We start from the raw sequence: 15,525 nt of genomic DNA, 5'->3' as shown, positions 1-15,525 counted from the left end.
ATCTCCTTTTTTCTGGAGGACGTCCGGCCACGGGCAACCCTGCAAGCGCGGACAAAACAGCATAAAGCCAATGGGTTGGAGCATATGCTCCACTATTCTTGCGGGGAGCTGTCGCCCGCACGTCAAACATGGGCCAGCCGGCAGTCCCGGGCAGGCGCGCCCGACCTTAACGGCACAAGGCCGGATTTGTGAAAAGGAAATGTGACGCTTCCGCCGCGGCAGCGGCACAAAAAAGCCATGAGCGAGGGTCGGAATATGCTACCGCCGCCTCGCTCATGGCAACATTTTCAGAATGTTAGAGGCCCTTTGGGCCTCACACCAGTCGGCTCTGCTCCATGGCCGCCCCGACGAAGGACGCGAACAATGGATGCGGATCAAAGGGCCGCGACTTCAACTCAGGATGGAACTGCACACCCACGAACCAGGGGTGATTCCGGTGCTCCACGATCTCCGGCAGCAGTCCATCGGGAGACATGCCGGAGAAGATGAGGCCCTGCTGTTCCAGCCGCTCGCGATAGGCGGTGTTCACCTCATAGCGATGACGATGCCGCTCGAAGATGTCGCGCTTGCCATAAATGCCTTCGACCTTGCTGCCGGCTTCCAGGTGTGCCGGGAAGGCGCCCAGCCGCATGGTGCCGCCGAGATCGCCGGCGGCGTTGCGGCGCTGCAGTTCATTGCCCTGCAGCCATTCGGTGAGCAGGCCCACCACCGGCTCGGAGGTGGGGCCGAACTCGGTCGAATTGGCATTCTCGATGCCGGCGAGGTTCCGCGCCGCCTCGATCACCGCCATCTGCATGCCGAAGCAGATGCCGAGATAGGGCACCTGCCGTTCGCGGGCGAAGCGGGCCGCGCGAATCTTGCCCTCGGCGCCGCGCTGGCCGAAACCGCCCGGCACCAGAATGCCATGCACGTGCTCCAGGAACGGGGCCGGGTCTTCCCGCTCGAAGGTCTCGCTCTCGATCCAGTCGAGATTGACCTTCACCTGGTTGGCGATGCCGCCGTGGGCCAAGGCCTCGATCAGCGACTTGTAGGCGTCCTTCAGTCCCGTGTACTTGCCCACGATGGCGATGGTGACCTCGCCCTCGGGATTGCGCACGCGCTTCTCGATATCGGTCCAGCGCTTGAGATTCGGCGCCGGGGCCGGCTCGATGTTGAAGGCGGCCAGCACTTCCTTGTCGAGGCCTTCCGCATGATAGGCGGAGGGCACGGCGTAGATGTTGTCCACATCGCGCGCCTCGATCACCGCGCTCTCCCGCACATTGCAGAACAGCGACAGCTTGCGGCGCTCCTCGCGCGGGATCTCGCGGTCCGTGCGGCACAGGAGAATGTCGGGCTGGATGCCGATGGAGCGCAGCTCCTTCACCGAATGCTGCGTGGGCTTGGTCTTCACCTCGCCAGCCGAGGGGATGAAGGGCAGCAGGGTCAGGTGGATGAAGATGGCGTGGCCACGCGGCAGCTCGTTCTTCAGCTGGCGGGTCGCCTCGAAGAAGGGCAGGCCCTCGATGTCGCCTACCGTGCCGCCGATCTCCACCAGCACGAAATCGAAGCCCTCGTTGCCTTCCAGCACGAAGTCCTTGATCGCGTTGGTGACATGCGGAATCACCTGGATGGTGGCGCCCAGATAGTCGCCGCGGCGCTCCTTGGCCAGGATGTCCTGGTAGATGCGGCCGGTGGTGATGTTGTCCTGCTTGGTGGCCGGGTGCCCGGTGAACCGCTCGTAATGGCCGAGATCCAGATCCGTCTCGGCGCCATCGTCGGTGACGAACACTTCGCCGTGCTGATACGGGCTCATGGTGCCCGGATCGACGTTCAGATACGGATCGAGCTTGCGCAGACGAACCGTGTAGCCGCGCGCCTGAAGCAGCGCGCCGAGAGCGGCGGAGGCGAGACCCTTGCCCAGGGAGGACACGACGCCGCCGGTGATGAAGATATAGCGCGCCATGGGCCTTGACCTTACCTCGTGCAAACGCGATTCGGCGAGGGCGAAGCCGACATCGGCCTCACCTTCGCCTTGGGGGATGACATGTCGCTGCGGCTCATCCGCCGCGACAATCGAATGACGACCGCTGAACGGAATGCGTTACTTGGACTGCATCACTGGGACTGCGGAACCTGCGGCCCCGACGGAGCAGCCGCGGGCGCGGCCTCGCCCGGCGCACCCTGAGCAGGCGCGCCCTGGGGCCGGATCTGATCGAGAATCGTGCCGCCGCTTTGAGGAACGCCGGGGGCGCCCTGCGACTGGCCCTGCGGCGCCAGGATCGAGCGCGGGGCGCGGCCCCAGCCCGCAACGATGGTCAGCGACAGCGAGGTGATGAAGAACAGCACCGCGAGAATCGCCGTGACGCGGGTGAGCACATTGGCCGTGCCGCGGGCCGTGAAGAAGCCGCCACCAGCGCCGCCACCGCCACCGCCGATGCCGAGACCGCCGCCTTCGGAGCGCTGGATCAGCACCACGCCAATAAGCGCGAGCACCACCAAGAGGTGAATGACGATCAGAACCGTTTGCATGGAATCCATCTTGTTCGCGCCACAGCCGCTCAGCCCGGCGCGTCAGTCGGGGGTCATCTACACGATCAAACGGCGGGAGGGAAGGCCTGCCGGTCACGCGTGTGCGGGTGGGTCACCCTCAGTCGATCTTCTCGTTGGGATAGACGCCGAACAGCTGGGATTGCAGCACATAGCCGTCGAAGCCGTCGCCCACCAGCCGGCAGAACTTGCCGTCGCAAGACTTCACCGTGCCCAGGACCCCCGGCTCCAGATTGGCCACCAGCCGGGCCTCGGGATTCGCCTCGGCGCGGAGCGGCACGGTCTTGCCCTTCAGCCACGGGGCCACCAGCGCGGTCCGCCGCAGCGACAGCATGGAGTGATAGACCCAGCCCTCGGCGCCGTCCGCATCGCGAATCCGCCGCCAGGTCTCGAACTCCGCGGTCACCTCCACCGGCAGACCTGAACGGGAAAACACCCACGACACATCCTGATCGCGGCTCGGCCCGTTGCGCACATTCACCTTGTCCGCCTTGAGCGAGACAAAGCGCGGCACCGGCAGGCCCGAGGTTCCGTCCTCGGCGGCGCGGGTCGCTCCTGCCGCCAGCGTCACACCCAGCGCCACCGCCAATGCCGGCAGGCTCCGCATGAGGCCGGTGAGGGGAAGGGCTCGCGCCATCGACAGCATCAGGAGATCCTTTCGCACCACGGTTTCGGGCAGCAGGGAGTGCGCCGGCACAGCCACCCCGTCAAGGGCGTGCGGCGCCGGATGCCTTGTGTTTCCCCGCCTGTCTGATAGACGGAACGAGAAGTGTTAAGAAATGGGGAATGGGAAGTGCCCATGGTGCGCCGCAAACCGCTGGTCGTCGTCACGCGCAAGTTGCCCGAATCCGTCGAGACACGCATGCGTGAGCTCTTCGACGCCCACCTGAACGTGGACGATACGCCCATGGATCAGGCCGCGCTGGTCGAAGCGGTGAAGACGGCGGATGTGCTGGTGCCGACGGTGACCGATCGTATCGATTCCGCCGTCCTCTCCCAGGCCGGTGAGAACCTGCGGCTGATCGCCTCCTTCTCCAACGGCGTCGATCACATCGACGTGGCGAGCGCCCTCAATCGCGGCATCACCGTCACCAACACGCCCGGCGTCCTCACCGAGGACACCGCCGACATGACCATGGCGCTCATCCTCGCCGTGCCGCGGCGGCTCGCCGAGGGCGCGCAGGTGATGATCTCCGAGAAGGACGAGTGGCCCGGCTGGTCCCCCACCTGGATGCTGGGCCGGCGGATCTGGGGCAAGCGCCTCGGCATCATCGGCATGGGCCGCATCGGCCAGGCGGTGGCGCGGCGCGCCAAGGCGTTCGGCCTGCAGATCCACTACCACAACCGCCATCGCCTCCCCACCGGTGTGGAAGAGATGCTGGATGCCACCTATTGGGACAGCCTCGACCAGATGCTGGCCCGCATGGACATCATCTCGGTGAACTGCCCGCACACGCCGGCCACCTTCCACCTGCTCTCCGCCCGGCGGCTCAAGCTGCTCAAGAACGACGCTTACGTGGTGAACACCGCCCGCGGCGAAGTGATCGACGAGAACGCCCTCACCCGTCTGCTGGAAGCCGGCGAGATTGCCGGTGCCGGCCTCGACGTGTTCGAGCAGGAGCCGGCGGTCAATCCCAAGCTGGTGCGCCTCGCCCGCCAGGGCAAGGTGGTGCTGCTGCCGCACCTGGGTTCCGCCACCCTCGAGGGCCGCATCGACATGGGCGAGAAGGTCATCGTCAACATCAAGACCTTCATGGACGGCCACCGCCCGCCGGATCGCGTGCTGCCCGCCATGCTGTGACCCTCGGGTTCACCGCACACCCCATCTGACGCCGCGCCATCCCCGGATGGCGCGGTTTTTCTTTGCCGGTGGCGCAATCGGGCCGAACAGGCCTCAGCGCGCGTGGGCGCTCAGGTCGGTAATGGTGGGATGGTGGCCGGTGAGCGGATTTTCCGGATCCCAGCCATAGCTCAGGGTTTCAAACCGCATGGAGAGCGCGTCGATCATCAGAAGGCGCCCCACCAGCCCCTCGCCGAAGCCCACCAGGACACGGATAGCCTCCAACGCCGCGATGGAACCGGCCATGCCGGCGAGGGCGCCGAGAACCCCGGCCTCGGCGCAGGGCGCCACGGTGCCTGGCGGAGGCGGCTCGGGAAACAGGCAGCGGTAGGTGGGATTGGGCACCCCGTCGGGTCCGCGCTCATGGGGGCGCAGCGTGGTCACGGTCGCATCGAAGGTGCCAAGGGCCGCCGTCACCAGGGGCGTCGCGGCCAGCGCGCAGGCATCGGAGACGAGATAGCGGGTGGCGAAATTGTCAGAGCCGTCCACCACCACGTCGGCGGCAGCGATCAGGGCCATGGCGTTGTCGGCATCAAGCCGCTGCCCGTGGGTAACCAGTTCCACATGGGGGTTGAGCGCGTGGAGCGCATCGCGCGCGCTGTCGGTCTTGGCCCGGCCGATATCGGCCGTACGGTGAATCACCTGACGCTGGAGATTCGACAGGGACACGGTGTCATCGTCGACGATGTCGAGGCGTCCGACACCGGCGGCGGCGAGATACAGCAGCGCCGGGGCGCCGAGTCCGCCGGCCCCCACCACCAGCACCCGGCCGGCCTTCAGCTTCTGCTGGCCGGGCCCGCCGACATCGCGCAGGACGATATGGCGGGCATAACGTTCGATCTCTTCAGCGGAAAAAGCCATGGGCTTCACCTCAGGCCTGCCTCGGGCTCACCTCGCAGGGGCGCGACATCAGCTGCCCGGCGCACTCAGCTTGTCGAGCAGGGGCAGCAGGGTGCCGCGCACGCTCTCAGAGGTCAGCGGCCCAACGAACTTGTGCACGATGACGCCGTTGCGATCGAGCACGAAGGTTTCCGGAACCCCATAGACCCCCCAGTCGATGGCGAGGCGCCCGGCCGGATCCACCCCGACGGCGCTGTAAGGCAGGCCATATTGGCCGAGGAATCGGCGGGCGTTGTCGGGCTTGTCCTTATAGTTCAGGCCCACCACGGCAATGCGCGGGTCCTTCGCCAGTTCCATCAGCAGCGGATGTTCCGCGCGACAGGGGGCGCACCAGGAGGCCCAGACGTTGACCAGGGCCGGCTTGCCCTTCAACGCTGCCACATCGAGGCCCGGCACCGTAGCGCCCTCCCGCGTCAGCCCTTCCAGCGCCGGCAGCACCGTGAGCGGCGCCGCGCGGCCCACCAGGGCCGACGGCACGCGCGAGGGATCGCCGCCGCTCTCCAGCCGCGAAAGGAACAGGGCCGCCAGAGCAAGGAACAGCACCAGGGGCAGCGCCACGACCCACAGGCGCCGACGGGGCCTTGCCACCGTGGTGTCTTGCGCGGGGGGATGCTCGGGTGCGGATGTCATGAGGACCTCACGGGCTCGGTGCCCGCCATGCGGGCCCGCCGGCGGATGCCGCGCGCCTCCAGGTCCGCCAGCGCCCGGCGCTGGCCCCTATAGGCGACGACCATCCACCCGGTCAGCAGCGCGAGGCCCAGCAGGGACACACCGTAGGATGCGGCGATGAAGATGAAATGGGTCATGATCCGCTCACGCCATGGCCTCGGCCGCGGCGCGCGCTTCCAGCGCCTGCACCCTCCGCCGCAGGATCTCGGTGCGCATGCCCAGCATGTGCAGGGCCAAAAACACCAAGGTGAAGCCGACGGCGCAGGTCATCAGCGGCCACAACAGGCTGCCGTCGATGGTCGAGCCGCCCATGCGGAACACCGAAGCCGGCTGGTGGAGCGTATTCCACCAATCCACCGAGAACTTCACGATGGGCACATTGACGAAGCCCACCAGGGTGAGAACCGCCGCCGCCCGGCCGGCCCGGTTCGGATCCTCGATCGCCGCGCGCAGAGCCATCACCCCGAGGTAGAGCAGCAGCAGCACCAGCATGGAGGTCAATCGCGCATCCCAGACCCAATAGGTGCCCCACATGGGCCGGCCCCACAGGGAGCCGGTGATGAGACACAGCGCGGTGAACGTGGCGCCGATGGGCGCCGCCGCCTTGTGGGCCACGTCGGCCAGGGGGTGGCGCCAGACCAGAATGCCGATCGAAGAGAGCGCCATCATGGTGTAGCCGAACATGCCGAGCCAGGCGAACGGCACATGGATGTACATGATGCGCACCGTCTCGCCCTGCTGGTAGTCCGCCGGGGCGCGGAAGGCGAGCACGAAGCCCACGCACAGCACCGCCACCGCCGCCGCCGCGAGCCATGGCAGCACGCGGTCGGAGAGCTTCATGAAGCGAACAGGGTTGGCAAGGTCGAGCACCGGCATGAGAAGCCTTCTAGAGCGCCCCGGCGACGGAGGGAAGCGGGCAGCCACAGGCCTCACCGTCGCAGGCCTCGCCCGCGCCCGGCCCACTGGCATCCGGCGATGGAGAGGCTTGACCATCGCTATATTTAAAAGAATATAACGTAATCGCGCGAACGCGGCGCCCTGCTGAGCGGCGCCCGGACGGCGCGCAAGACAGAGGATTGGCTCTCCGCCAGATGTCGGTGACACGGCGAAGGGGCGCAGGAACTCCGTGGTGGGAGTGTTCCGAAGGAGGCACCGGACGCAGGCGACTGCGCCCGGTGCCCGCGGTCCCCGTCGTTCACACCCGCTCCAGCTCAGGCTCCCGGAGTGGTGTGGAAGCAGCGGCGGGCCGCACAATTGCCGCCTCCGCGTGGGCCAGCAGCGCGGCCGCCAGCGGTGCCGCCGGCTCACGATCGGACATGAGAAGACCCACGGTGCTGTGCCGTTCGGGAGAGACCAGAGGCACCGCCGCCAATCCGGCGGGCAGACCGAGGGTTTCAAGGCAGCTTTCGGGCGCGATGCCGGTCCAGCCACCGGCGCGCAGCTGCGCCCAAAGCCCCACCAGATCGGACACCTCCAAGCGCGGCTCCGGCGCCAGCCCGAGCGCCGAGAAGACCGAGTCGATCACCTGCCGGGTCACTGTATCGCCGGTGGGCAGGCACAGCGGCTGCGCCGCAACCTCGGCCCAGGTGATGCTGTCGCGCGCCTCGGCCGCCACCTGCGAAACCGCCACATAGCTCTCGCGTCGCAGGGCGATGCCGCGGACCCGTTGCAATGGCACGAGTTCCGCCAGCGTCACCGCCACGTCCACTTCCCGCCCGTCCAGGCTGCGCTGAACACCGTCGGCGGTCAAAGCGAGCAGTTGCACCCGCACGGCCGGATGGCTGGCGCAGAAATCGTGGAGCAGCGCCGACACCGTGGGCACCGTGGCCGCCACCGCCCCCACTCGCACCTGTCCGGACAAGCCTGAGACGGTGCCGGACAGCTCCCGGCGCAGGCCGTCGTAATCGGCCACCATGCGCCGCGCCCAGGCGAGCACTCGCTCGCCTTCCGCCGTCAGGCCCAGGAAGCGATGGGAGCGGATCACCAGAGGCAGCCCCAGCTCCTCCTCCAGGCGCCGGATGCCAGCCGACAAGGTGGGCTGGGAGACCTGGCACATGCTCGCCGCCCGCCCGAAATGACCCTCGCGCGCGACCGCGACAAGATATTGCAGTTGGCGCACGAACATGGCCATCATCCTCTTTCGATACACAGGCTCACGTTATATCGAGATGGGAATAGCGACAAGCGAGGGACGCATTTGCTAGAGTGCGGAACCGGCCCGGCACCCACCCGCGCACTCGCGCAGATGTGCGCGGCCGCCGCCACGGGCGGCCGTTTGGGCGATGATGTGCGCAGGAATCCGTGATGGCGTCGCTGAGCGTGAGAATTGATCTGAAACCCGGCAGCCGGCTCGGCCCGGGCAAGATCGAGCTGTTGGAAAAGATCGCGGCGTTCGGCTCCATTTCGGCCGCCGGCCGGGCCATGAACATGTCCTATCGCCGGGCCTGGGAACTGGTGGAGGAGCTGAACGGCCTGTTCCAGAGCCCGCTGGTCTCCGCCCGCACCGGCGGCAAGCACGGCGGCGGCACGGCCCTCACCCCGCTCGGCCTGGCCGTGGTGACCCGCTATCGGGCCATCGAGGAAGCCGCCACCGAAGCCGCCAAGCTGCATCTGTCGGCCCTGCAGGCGGAACTGTCGGCCGCGCCCGCCGCCGGTGACGAGGCCCGCTGAGCTAGCCCCGCGCCGCCCGCAGGGCCGCGGCGGCGGCCACCGGCCCCAGCACAATGGCGAACAGGGCGAGGCCGAGCAGCACACGGAACGGCGTGCCGAAGGGCACCGGACCGCTCACCGCCGCCGAGGTGGCGGAAACGGCGAAGATCAGCACCGGAATGGCCAGGGGAATCACCAGAACGGCGATCAGCAGCCCACCCCGGCGGAAGGCCCCGGCAAACGCCGCCCCCACCAGGCCCAGAAAGGTGACGGCGGGCGTGCCCACCAACAGGGTGAGCACCACGGCGCCGATCGCCGCCGGCTCCAGATTGAGCATCAACGCCAAGGCCGGGGCTGCCACCACCAGCGGCAGGCCGGTGGCCAGCCAATGGGCGAGGCCCTTGGCGGCGGCGGTGAGCTCCAGCGGCATGGACGAGAGACTCAGGGCATCCAGCGAGCCATCCTCCACATCGGCGGCGAACAGGCGCTCCAGCCCGATGAGACTCGCCAGCAGCGCGCCCACCCAGAGAATCGCCGGACCGATCCGCGCCAGCAGGACGAGATCCGGCCCCACGGCGAACGGCACTACGGTGATCACCGACAGGAAGAACACCAGGCCGAGCCCGGCCCCGCCGCCCGCCCCCAGGGAGAGGGCCATATCGCGCCGCACCACGGCGAAGAATGCACCCATCATGGCTCCAGTTCCCCAAGGTCTGCGCCCGCCGCATTGCTGCCCTGCGCGGTAAGATCCAGACCCGCGCTCTCGCCCAGATCGAGGGGGGCGTGGGTGGCGGCGATCACAATGCCGCCTTCGGCCAGATGCGCCCGGCCGAACGCCGCAAAGCGGGCCTGCGCCCGCACATCGAGGGCAGTGGTGGGCTCATCGAGAATCCAGACGGCCCGGCGCGAAACCAGGAGGCGCGCAATGGCGAGCCGTCGCTTCTGCCCCGCCGACAGCACCGAGGCGCGCAGCCGCCCAAGTCCGCCCAGCCCCACCTCCTCCAGCGCCTCGTCCACAGACAGGCCCGTGGGACCCAGCACTGCCCGCCAGAATTCAAGGTTGGCGCGCACCGTCAGGGCCCCCTTCAGGGCGTCATCATGGCCGAGATAGTGGACCTGCTCCCGCAGGCCGGCCTCTGCGGCGCCACCCACGAGCCGCACGACGCCGGCGCTCTGCTCCAGCAATCCGGCGAGAATCCGCAGCAGCGATGATTTGCCGACCCCATTGGGTCCGGTGACCACCAGCGCGCGGCCCGCCTCCGCCTGAAGATCGAGATTTTGGAACAGGGTCTTGAAGCCGCGACGGCAACTCAAGCCCTCGCCCCGGAGGGCGGTGATGGGAGGAACCGTCATGACCCCTGCTTTGGATGCATTGCGGATTGCCTGTTCTTATCGCATGACCGCGCTTTGAAATGGCTCTATAAAGCCGCCAAACCACGCCGTCCAAGGTGGTGGGGTGCCTCTCCACCACCGGCGATTTGGCGTTGGTCGTCATTGAAACGGAGAGAACGCGCCGTGACATCCCTCGACAGCTTCAAGTGCCGCTCCACCCTGAAGGTGGATGACCACGAATACGTCTATTACAGCCTTGAAGCCGCCGAGAAGAACGGCCTCGAGGGCGTGTCCCGCCTGCCCTTCACCATGAAGGTCCTGCTGGAGAACCTGCTGCGCTTTGAAGACGGCCGCTCCGTCACCAAGGACGACATCCTCTCGGTCGCCGACTGGCTGAACAACAAGGGCAAGGCCGAGAAGGAAATCGCCTATCGCCCCGCCCGCGTGCTGATGCAGGACTTCACCGGCGTTCCGGCCGTGGTGGATCTCGCCGCCATGCGCGACGCCATGGTGGCCCTGGGCGGCGACCCGGCCAAGATCAACCCGCTGGTGCCCGTCGATCTCGTCATCGACCACTCGGTGATCGTCAACTTCTTCGGCTCCGATTCGGCCTTCAAGAAGAATGTCGACGAGGAATATAAGCAGAACCAGGAGCGCTACCGCTTCCTGAAGTGGGGCCAGAGCGCCTTTGACAACTTCCGCGTGGTGCCGCCGGATACCGGCATCTGCCACCAGGTGAACCTTGAGTATCTCGCCCAGACCGTGTGGCTGCGTGACGAGACGATCGACGGTAAGAAGGTGGAGGTTGCATACCCAGATACACTGGTGGGCACCGACTCGCACACCACCATGGTCAACGGCCTGGGTGTGCTGGGCTGGGGCGTGGGCGGCATCGAGGCGGAAGCGGCCATGCTCGGCCAGCCCATCTCCATGCTCATCCCCGAGGTGATCGGCTTCAAGCTCACCGGTGAGATGAAGGAAGGCATTACCGCCACCGACCTGGTGCTGACCGTCACCCAGATGCTCCGCAAGAAGGGCGTGGTGGGCAAGTTCGTGGAATTCTACGGCCCGGGCCTCGACAGCCTGTCCCTCGCCGACCGCGCCACCATCGCCAACATGGCTCCCGAATACGGCGCCACCTGCGGCTTCTTCCCGGTGGACAAGGAGACCATCGACTATCTCGACGAGACCGGCCGCAAGGACCGTCGCGTCAAGCTGGTGGAGAAGTACTCCAAGGCCCAGGGCATGTGGCGCAAGAAGGACACGCCCGATCCGGTCTTCACCGACACGCTCGAGCTCGACATTTCCAGCGTGCTGCCCTCCCTCGCCGGCCCCAAGCGCCCGCAGGACCGGGTACTGCTCTCCGACACCAAGGCCGGCTTCACCGCCGCCCTGGAAGGCGAGTTCAAGAAGGCCGGTGAAGTGGCCAAGCAGGTGCCCGTCTCCGGCACCGACTACACCCTCGGTCATGGTGACGTGGTGATCGCCGCCATCACCTCCTGCACCAACACCTCCAACCCCTCGGTGCTGATCGCTGCCGGACTGCTCGCCAAGGCGGCCGTGAAGAAGGGCCTGAAGACCAAGCCGTGGGTGAAGACCTCGCTGGCGCCGGGGTCCCAGGTGGTGGAAGGCTACTTGAAGTCCTCCGGCCTGCAGGATGATCTCGACAAGCTCGGCTTCAACCTGGTGGGCTTCGGCTGCACCACCTGCATCGGCAATTCCGGCCCGCTGCCGGAGGCCATCTCCGAAGCCATCAACAAGAACGACCTGGTGGCCGGCGCCGTGATCTCCGGCAACCGCAACTTCGAAGGCCGCGTGAACCCGGACGTGAAGGCGAACTACCTCGCCTCCCCGCCCCTAGTGGTGGCCTACGCGCTGGCCGGCTCCCTGCAGATCGACTTGACCACCGAGCCCCTGGGCGAGGACAAGGACGGAAAGCCGGTCTACCTCAAGGACATCTGGCCCTCCAACAAGGAGATCGCCGAATACATCCGTGAGAACGTCACTAAGAAGATGTTCAAGGAAAAGTATTCCGACGTCTTCAAGGGCGACGAGAACTGGCAGAAGATCGAAGTGCCCACCGGCCAGACCTATGCCTGGCAGGATTCTTCGACCTATGTGCAGAACCCGCCCTATTTCGTCGGCATGGAGCTCAAGCCCGAGCCGGTGAAGGACATCATCGACGCCCGCATCATGGGCCTGTTCCTCGATAGCATCACCACCGACCACATCTCGCCGGCCGGCTCCATCAAGCAGTCGTCCCCGGCGGGCAAGTACCTGATCGACCATCAGGTGCGCCCGGTGGACTTCAACCAGTACGGCACCCGCCGCGGCAACCACGAAGTCATGATGCGCGGCACCTTCGCCAACATCCGCATCAAGAACCAGATGGTGCCCGGCGTGGAAGGCGGCGTGACCATCCACTATCCGGATGGCGAGCAGCTGCCGATCTATGACGCCGCCATGAAGTACAAGTCCGAGGGCGTGCCGCTGGTGGTGTTCGCCGGCAAGGAGTACGGCACCGGCTCGTCCCGTGACTGGGCCGCCAAGGGCACCAAGCTGCTCGGCGTGCGCGCCGTGATCGCCCAGTCGTTCGAGCGCATCCATCGCTCGAACCTGGTCGGCATGGGCATCGTGCCGCTGGTGTTCAAGGACGGCGAGAGCTGGCAGACCCTCGGCATCAAGGGCGACGAAGTCGTCACTCTGAAGGGCATCGAGGGCGATCTGAAGCCGCGCCAGACCATGACCGCGGAAATCAAGTTCGCCGACGGTTCCGTGAAGAACGTCGACCTCATCTGCCGCATCGATACGCTGGATGAGCTCGATTATTTCCGCAACGGCGGCATCCTGCCCTACGTGCTGCGCTCGCTCGCGGCCTGATCCCGCCAGGGGATTGAACACAGCCGGCCCGGGGAAACCCGGGCCGGCTTCTTTTTGGCCGCTGCGGTGCGGCATGACACCCCTTTGTGACTGGTGCCCCCGCCTCCGCTCCGCTATCCCACCAGCAGCCCCTCTTTCGGTGTCGACCTTGCCGCGATGATTCCATTCCGCTCCGCGTTCCTCCTCGCCTTTGCTCTTGCGGCCACCCCGGCCGCGGCACAGAGCCAGCCGCGAGCGGTGGTGGAGCTGTTCACGAGCCAGGGCTGCTCCTCGTGCCCGCCGGCGGATGCACTGCTGAGCGAGCTGGCCAAGGATCCCGACATCATCGCCCTCACCATGCCGGTGGACTATTGGGACTACATCGGCTGGAAGGACACCTTGGCCCTGCACGGCCACTCCATGCGCCAGAAGGCGTATGCCGATCGCCGGGCGGACCATAAGGTCTTCACCCCGCAGGCCATCGTCGATGGTGTGGTTGCCGTCAAAGGCAGCGACAAGCCGGCGCTGCAGCGCGCCCTGCTTGAGCGGGGTGCCGCGCCGCGGGGCCTGCCGGTGGCCCTGAAGCTCGAACGCGCCGGTGAAAACCTCGAGATCGAAGCGAGCCCGGCAGCCGTGCCCCCGGAGGGGGCGGAATTCTGGGCCTGCCCCGTGGCCCGCTCGAAGACGGTCGCCATCGGCCGCGGCGAAAATGGCGGCCGCAGCGTCACCTATTCCAATGTAGTGCGCGGCTGGGTGAAGATCGGGCGCTGGGATGGCAGCAGCAGCCGGCTGCACATCAAGCTCGCATCCCTGGAGCGCGAGGACGCAGATGCGGTGGTGATCCTGCTGCAAGCCGGCAGCCCCGCCGCTCCCGGCCCGATCCTCGGGGCCGCCACCTTCCCCTTGAAATAACCCCCTCGGCCGCCAGGCCTGCGGCCGACGCGCCGCGTCACCCGGCCCGTGCCCGCGGTCGCCGCCATGCGCCCGGGCCAAAAAAAAGCCGCCCGGAGGGGCGGCAACTTTGGGGGTCTGAAGTCGATGTATAGCAGTGGCCGGCTCGGATGCACCCCGGGGGGCTGGGGGGGCTGGGATAGACCGGAGCGCCTCACGAACCGGCCCTGCTACGAGAAGGACTATCTCCCGCCGCCGCGGCGCGCGATGGGCCGAAATCCGGCGACAGTGTGATTCCATTAACGAAGCCGTGATCCCCCGCCGCGACCACAGACGGGACGGGCCGGCGACGGAAAAGCATTGAAAGGCAGGCCGGCTGCGGCAATCATGTCGGTCGGGTGTCAGTGGCGGGCAGCGACCTCAGGTCCAGACCGCTCTGCAAGACAGGCCGCCCTGCAAGACAGCCCACCCATACGAACAGGCTCACCCACACGAGACAGCCAAGCGGAGAGACGATGGGAGACGTGGAGCCCATACGCCAGCCCCAGCCGGCCCCGGTGGTCCGGGTGACCTTCGATCGGCGGGAGCTGGACCGGATCCTTCATCTCTATGGACGCATGGTGGCCCTTGGCGAATGGCGCGACTACGCCATCGATTTCACCCGCGACAAGGCCGTGTTCTCCATCTTCCGCCGCAGCATGGATGTGCCACTCTATCGAATCGAAAAGGATCCACGTCTTGCCCGCCGGCAAGGTGCCTATGCGGTGGTCTCGCAGACCGGGCTGATCCTGAAGCGCGGCCATGAGCTGCCGCGGGTGCTGGCGGTGCTGGAAAAGCCCCTGCGCACGGTCTGATACCTATCGCATGGCCGCGCGCCGCGCTCCCGTTTCCCCGCAGGAGGCGCGGCACCGAGGCAGCACAGACTCATCGTCGCCTGAAAGCTGCGGAGCGAACGTCACTGAAGCTGCAAGATGGACAGGGCTTGGAACGCCCGCTGGGCTGACAGGTCAGCCCGACAGGCCCTGCAGCGGTCGAGACTCATCGTCGCCCACGCCGGACGGCGGGCTGGGATGACGAGGCTCGGCTGCGCTCCTCAGGCCGCGCGGCTGCTCTTGCGCCGCAGGCGCACCACCACGTCGACCCGCTCAACCTCATAGCCTTCCGGGGGCTCGGGCAGCAGGTTCACCGCCACGTCGCTAGCGGGAATGTCCACCAGGTCGTTCTGCCCCTCGAGGTAGAAATGGTGGTGGTCGGAGGAGTTGGTGTCGAAATAGGTCTTGGACCCGTCCACCGCGACCTCGCGCAGGAGGTGCACCTCGGTGAACTGGTGCAGGGTGTTGTAGACCGTGGCCAGAGAGACCGGGAACCGCGCCTTGATGGCCTCCTCATGGAGGATTTCCGCGGTGACATGGCGATCGCCCTTGGCGAATAGCAGCCAGCCGAGCGCCAGCCGCTGGCGGGTCGGGCGCAGGCCAACTTCACGCAGCATCTCGCGCACGTCGTGGAAGGGACAGCCGGTGCGACGCGCCACCGTGATGTCGCGCAGCTGCGCGACCGGAAGCATGGGCTCGTCGTTCAGCTCGGTGCTCTGGGCAATGGAAACACCGAAGGCGGATCGGGATCGGGGCATCTCGTTCATTTCGGTCTGCAATCTTTGTAGCTAACACCAAAATATGCCGGCGGAGGGGAAACGCAATGCGAATGCCTCCGAAGACGACTAGCAACTTATACCGCATGTTGCGTTGCGGAGCCATAGGAGGCGCGTGAGTAGGAATAAGTCTAAGGTAGCGATGTGCCATTCACGAGCGCGACACCGGAGCTCTCGGGCGTGGACAGCCACCCGGCGCGGGTCTATCCCG

Annotated in this window: 16 protein-coding genes; 5 read left to right on the top strand and 11 right to left on the bottom strand. The window is 66.8% G+C overall.

All coding sequences use genetic code 11. From position 1 onward, the window contains the following. Nucleotides 1-313 precede the first annotated feature (313 nt). The 3 genes from ACU4E7_RS17565 to ACU4E7_RS17555 all read right to left on the bottom strand — a co-directional run bounded on the left by ACU4E7_RS17565 (nt 314) and on the right by ACU4E7_RS17555 (nt 3,172). Nucleotides 314-1,942 (bottom strand): CTP synthase, encoded by a 1,629-nt coding sequence (locus ACU4E7_RS17565; protein ID WP_238122696.1) that lies wholly within the window; start codon nt 1,940-1,942, stop codon nt 314-316. 152 nt (nt 1,943-2,094) lie between these two features. Then, entirely contained in the window at nt 2,095-2,508 is a 414-nt protein-coding gene (gene secG, locus ACU4E7_RS17560) for a preprotein translocase subunit SecG (RefSeq protein WP_238122697.1), read from the bottom strand. A 118-nt stretch (nt 2,509-2,626) separates the two neighbouring features. After that, a complete protein-coding gene (locus ACU4E7_RS17555) occupies nt 2,627-3,172 on the bottom strand; it encodes an SH3 domain-containing protein (protein ID WP_447019647.1) in 546 nt (181 codons plus the stop codon). 153 nt (nt 3,173-3,325) lie between these two features. Between ACU4E7_RS17555 and ACU4E7_RS17550 the strand changes: the two genes are divergently transcribed. Continuing rightward, complete coding sequence (locus tag ACU4E7_RS17550) at nt 3,326-4,327, top strand: 2-hydroxyacid dehydrogenase (protein ID WP_238122699.1); 1,002 nt, start codon at nt 3,326-3,328, stop codon at nt 4,325-4,327. Between the two features lie 93 nt (nt 4,328-4,420). Here ACU4E7_RS17550 and moeB read toward each other — a convergent pair whose 3' ends face one another. The 5 genes from moeB to ACU4E7_RS17525 form a co-directional block, all read right to left on the bottom strand. Next, complete coding sequence (moeB, locus tag ACU4E7_RS17545; protein WP_447019646.1) at nt 4,421-5,227, bottom strand: molybdopterin-synthase adenylyltransferase MoeB; 807 nt, start codon at nt 5,225-5,227, stop codon at nt 4,421-4,423. A 48-nt stretch (nt 5,228-5,275) separates the two neighbouring features. Beyond that, on the bottom strand, nt 5,276-5,896 hold the full coding sequence (locus tag ACU4E7_RS17540) for a DsbE family thiol:disulfide interchange protein (RefSeq protein WP_447019645.1): 621 nt from the start codon (nt 5,894-5,896) through the stop codon (nt 5,276-5,278). Continuing rightward, entirely contained in the window at nt 5,893-6,072 is a 180-nt protein-coding gene (gene ccmD, locus ACU4E7_RS17535; protein WP_447019644.1) for a heme exporter protein CcmD, read from the bottom strand. The genes ACU4E7_RS17540 and ccmD overlap by 4 nt, the downstream gene beginning before the upstream one ends. A gap of 7 nt (nt 6,073-6,079) precedes the next feature. Next, complete coding sequence (locus tag ACU4E7_RS17530; protein ID WP_447019643.1) at nt 6,080-6,811, bottom strand: heme ABC transporter permease; 732 nt, start codon at nt 6,809-6,811, stop codon at nt 6,080-6,082. A 319-nt stretch (nt 6,812-7,130) separates the two neighbouring features. Continuing rightward, nucleotides 7,131-8,060: a LysR family transcriptional regulator gene (locus ACU4E7_RS17525; protein WP_447019642.1), complete on the bottom strand. Its 930-nt coding sequence runs from the start codon at nt 8,058-8,060 to the stop codon at nt 7,131-7,133. 179 nt (nt 8,061-8,239) lie between these two features. Between ACU4E7_RS17525 and ACU4E7_RS17520 the strand changes: the two genes are divergently transcribed. After that, nucleotides 8,240-8,605 (top strand): winged helix-turn-helix domain-containing protein, encoded by a 366-nt coding sequence (locus ACU4E7_RS17520; RefSeq protein WP_238122705.1) that lies wholly within the window; start codon nt 8,240-8,242, stop codon nt 8,603-8,605. Nucleotide 8,606: 1 nt separating this feature from the next. Here ACU4E7_RS17520 and ccmB read toward each other — a convergent pair whose 3' ends face one another. Both ccmB and ccmA read right to left on the bottom strand, forming a co-directional pair. Next, nucleotides 8,607-9,275, bottom strand: a complete 669-nt coding sequence (gene ccmB / locus ACU4E7_RS17515; protein ID WP_447021660.1) for a heme exporter protein CcmB — start codon at nt 9,273-9,275, stop codon at nt 8,607-8,609. Then, nucleotides 9,275-9,937 (bottom strand): heme ABC exporter ATP-binding protein CcmA, encoded by a 663-nt coding sequence (ccmA, locus tag ACU4E7_RS17510; protein WP_447019641.1) that lies wholly within the window; start codon nt 9,935-9,937, stop codon nt 9,275-9,277. Before ccmA ends, ccmB begins: the two co-directional genes overlap by 1 nt. A gap of 162 nt (nt 9,938-10,099) precedes the next feature. On the opposite strand from ccmA, the gene acnA reads away from it, so the two are divergent. The 3 genes from acnA to ACU4E7_RS17495 all read left to right on the top strand — a co-directional run bounded on the left by acnA (nt 10,100) and on the right by ACU4E7_RS17495 (nt 14,520). Continuing rightward, a complete protein-coding gene (gene acnA, locus ACU4E7_RS17505) occupies nt 10,100-12,796 on the top strand; it encodes an aconitate hydratase AcnA (protein WP_447019640.1) in 2,697 nt (898 codons plus the stop codon). A gap of 156 nt (nt 12,797-12,952) precedes the next feature. Next, nucleotides 12,953-13,687: a DUF1223 domain-containing protein gene (locus ACU4E7_RS17500; RefSeq protein WP_238122708.1), complete on the top strand. Its 735-nt coding sequence runs from the start codon at nt 12,953-12,955 to the stop codon at nt 13,685-13,687. 494 nt (nt 13,688-14,181) lie between these two features. Continuing rightward, on the top strand, nt 14,182-14,520 hold the full coding sequence (locus tag ACU4E7_RS17495; protein WP_447019639.1) for a DUF2794 domain-containing protein: 339 nt from the start codon (nt 14,182-14,184) through the stop codon (nt 14,518-14,520). A 239-nt stretch (nt 14,521-14,759) separates the two neighbouring features. Here the strand turns inward: ACU4E7_RS17495 and irrA are convergent, their stop codons facing one another. Continuing rightward, complete coding sequence (irrA, locus tag ACU4E7_RS17490; protein ID WP_273546327.1) at nt 14,760-15,230, bottom strand: iron response transcriptional regulator IrrA; 471 nt, start codon at nt 15,228-15,230, stop codon at nt 14,760-14,762. Between the last annotated feature and the right edge of the window lie 295 nt (nt 15,231-15,525).

Source organism: Xanthobacter sp. ZOL 2024 (assembly GCF_052932325.1).
This window is presented reverse-complemented; position numbering and strand designations above follow the sequence as displayed.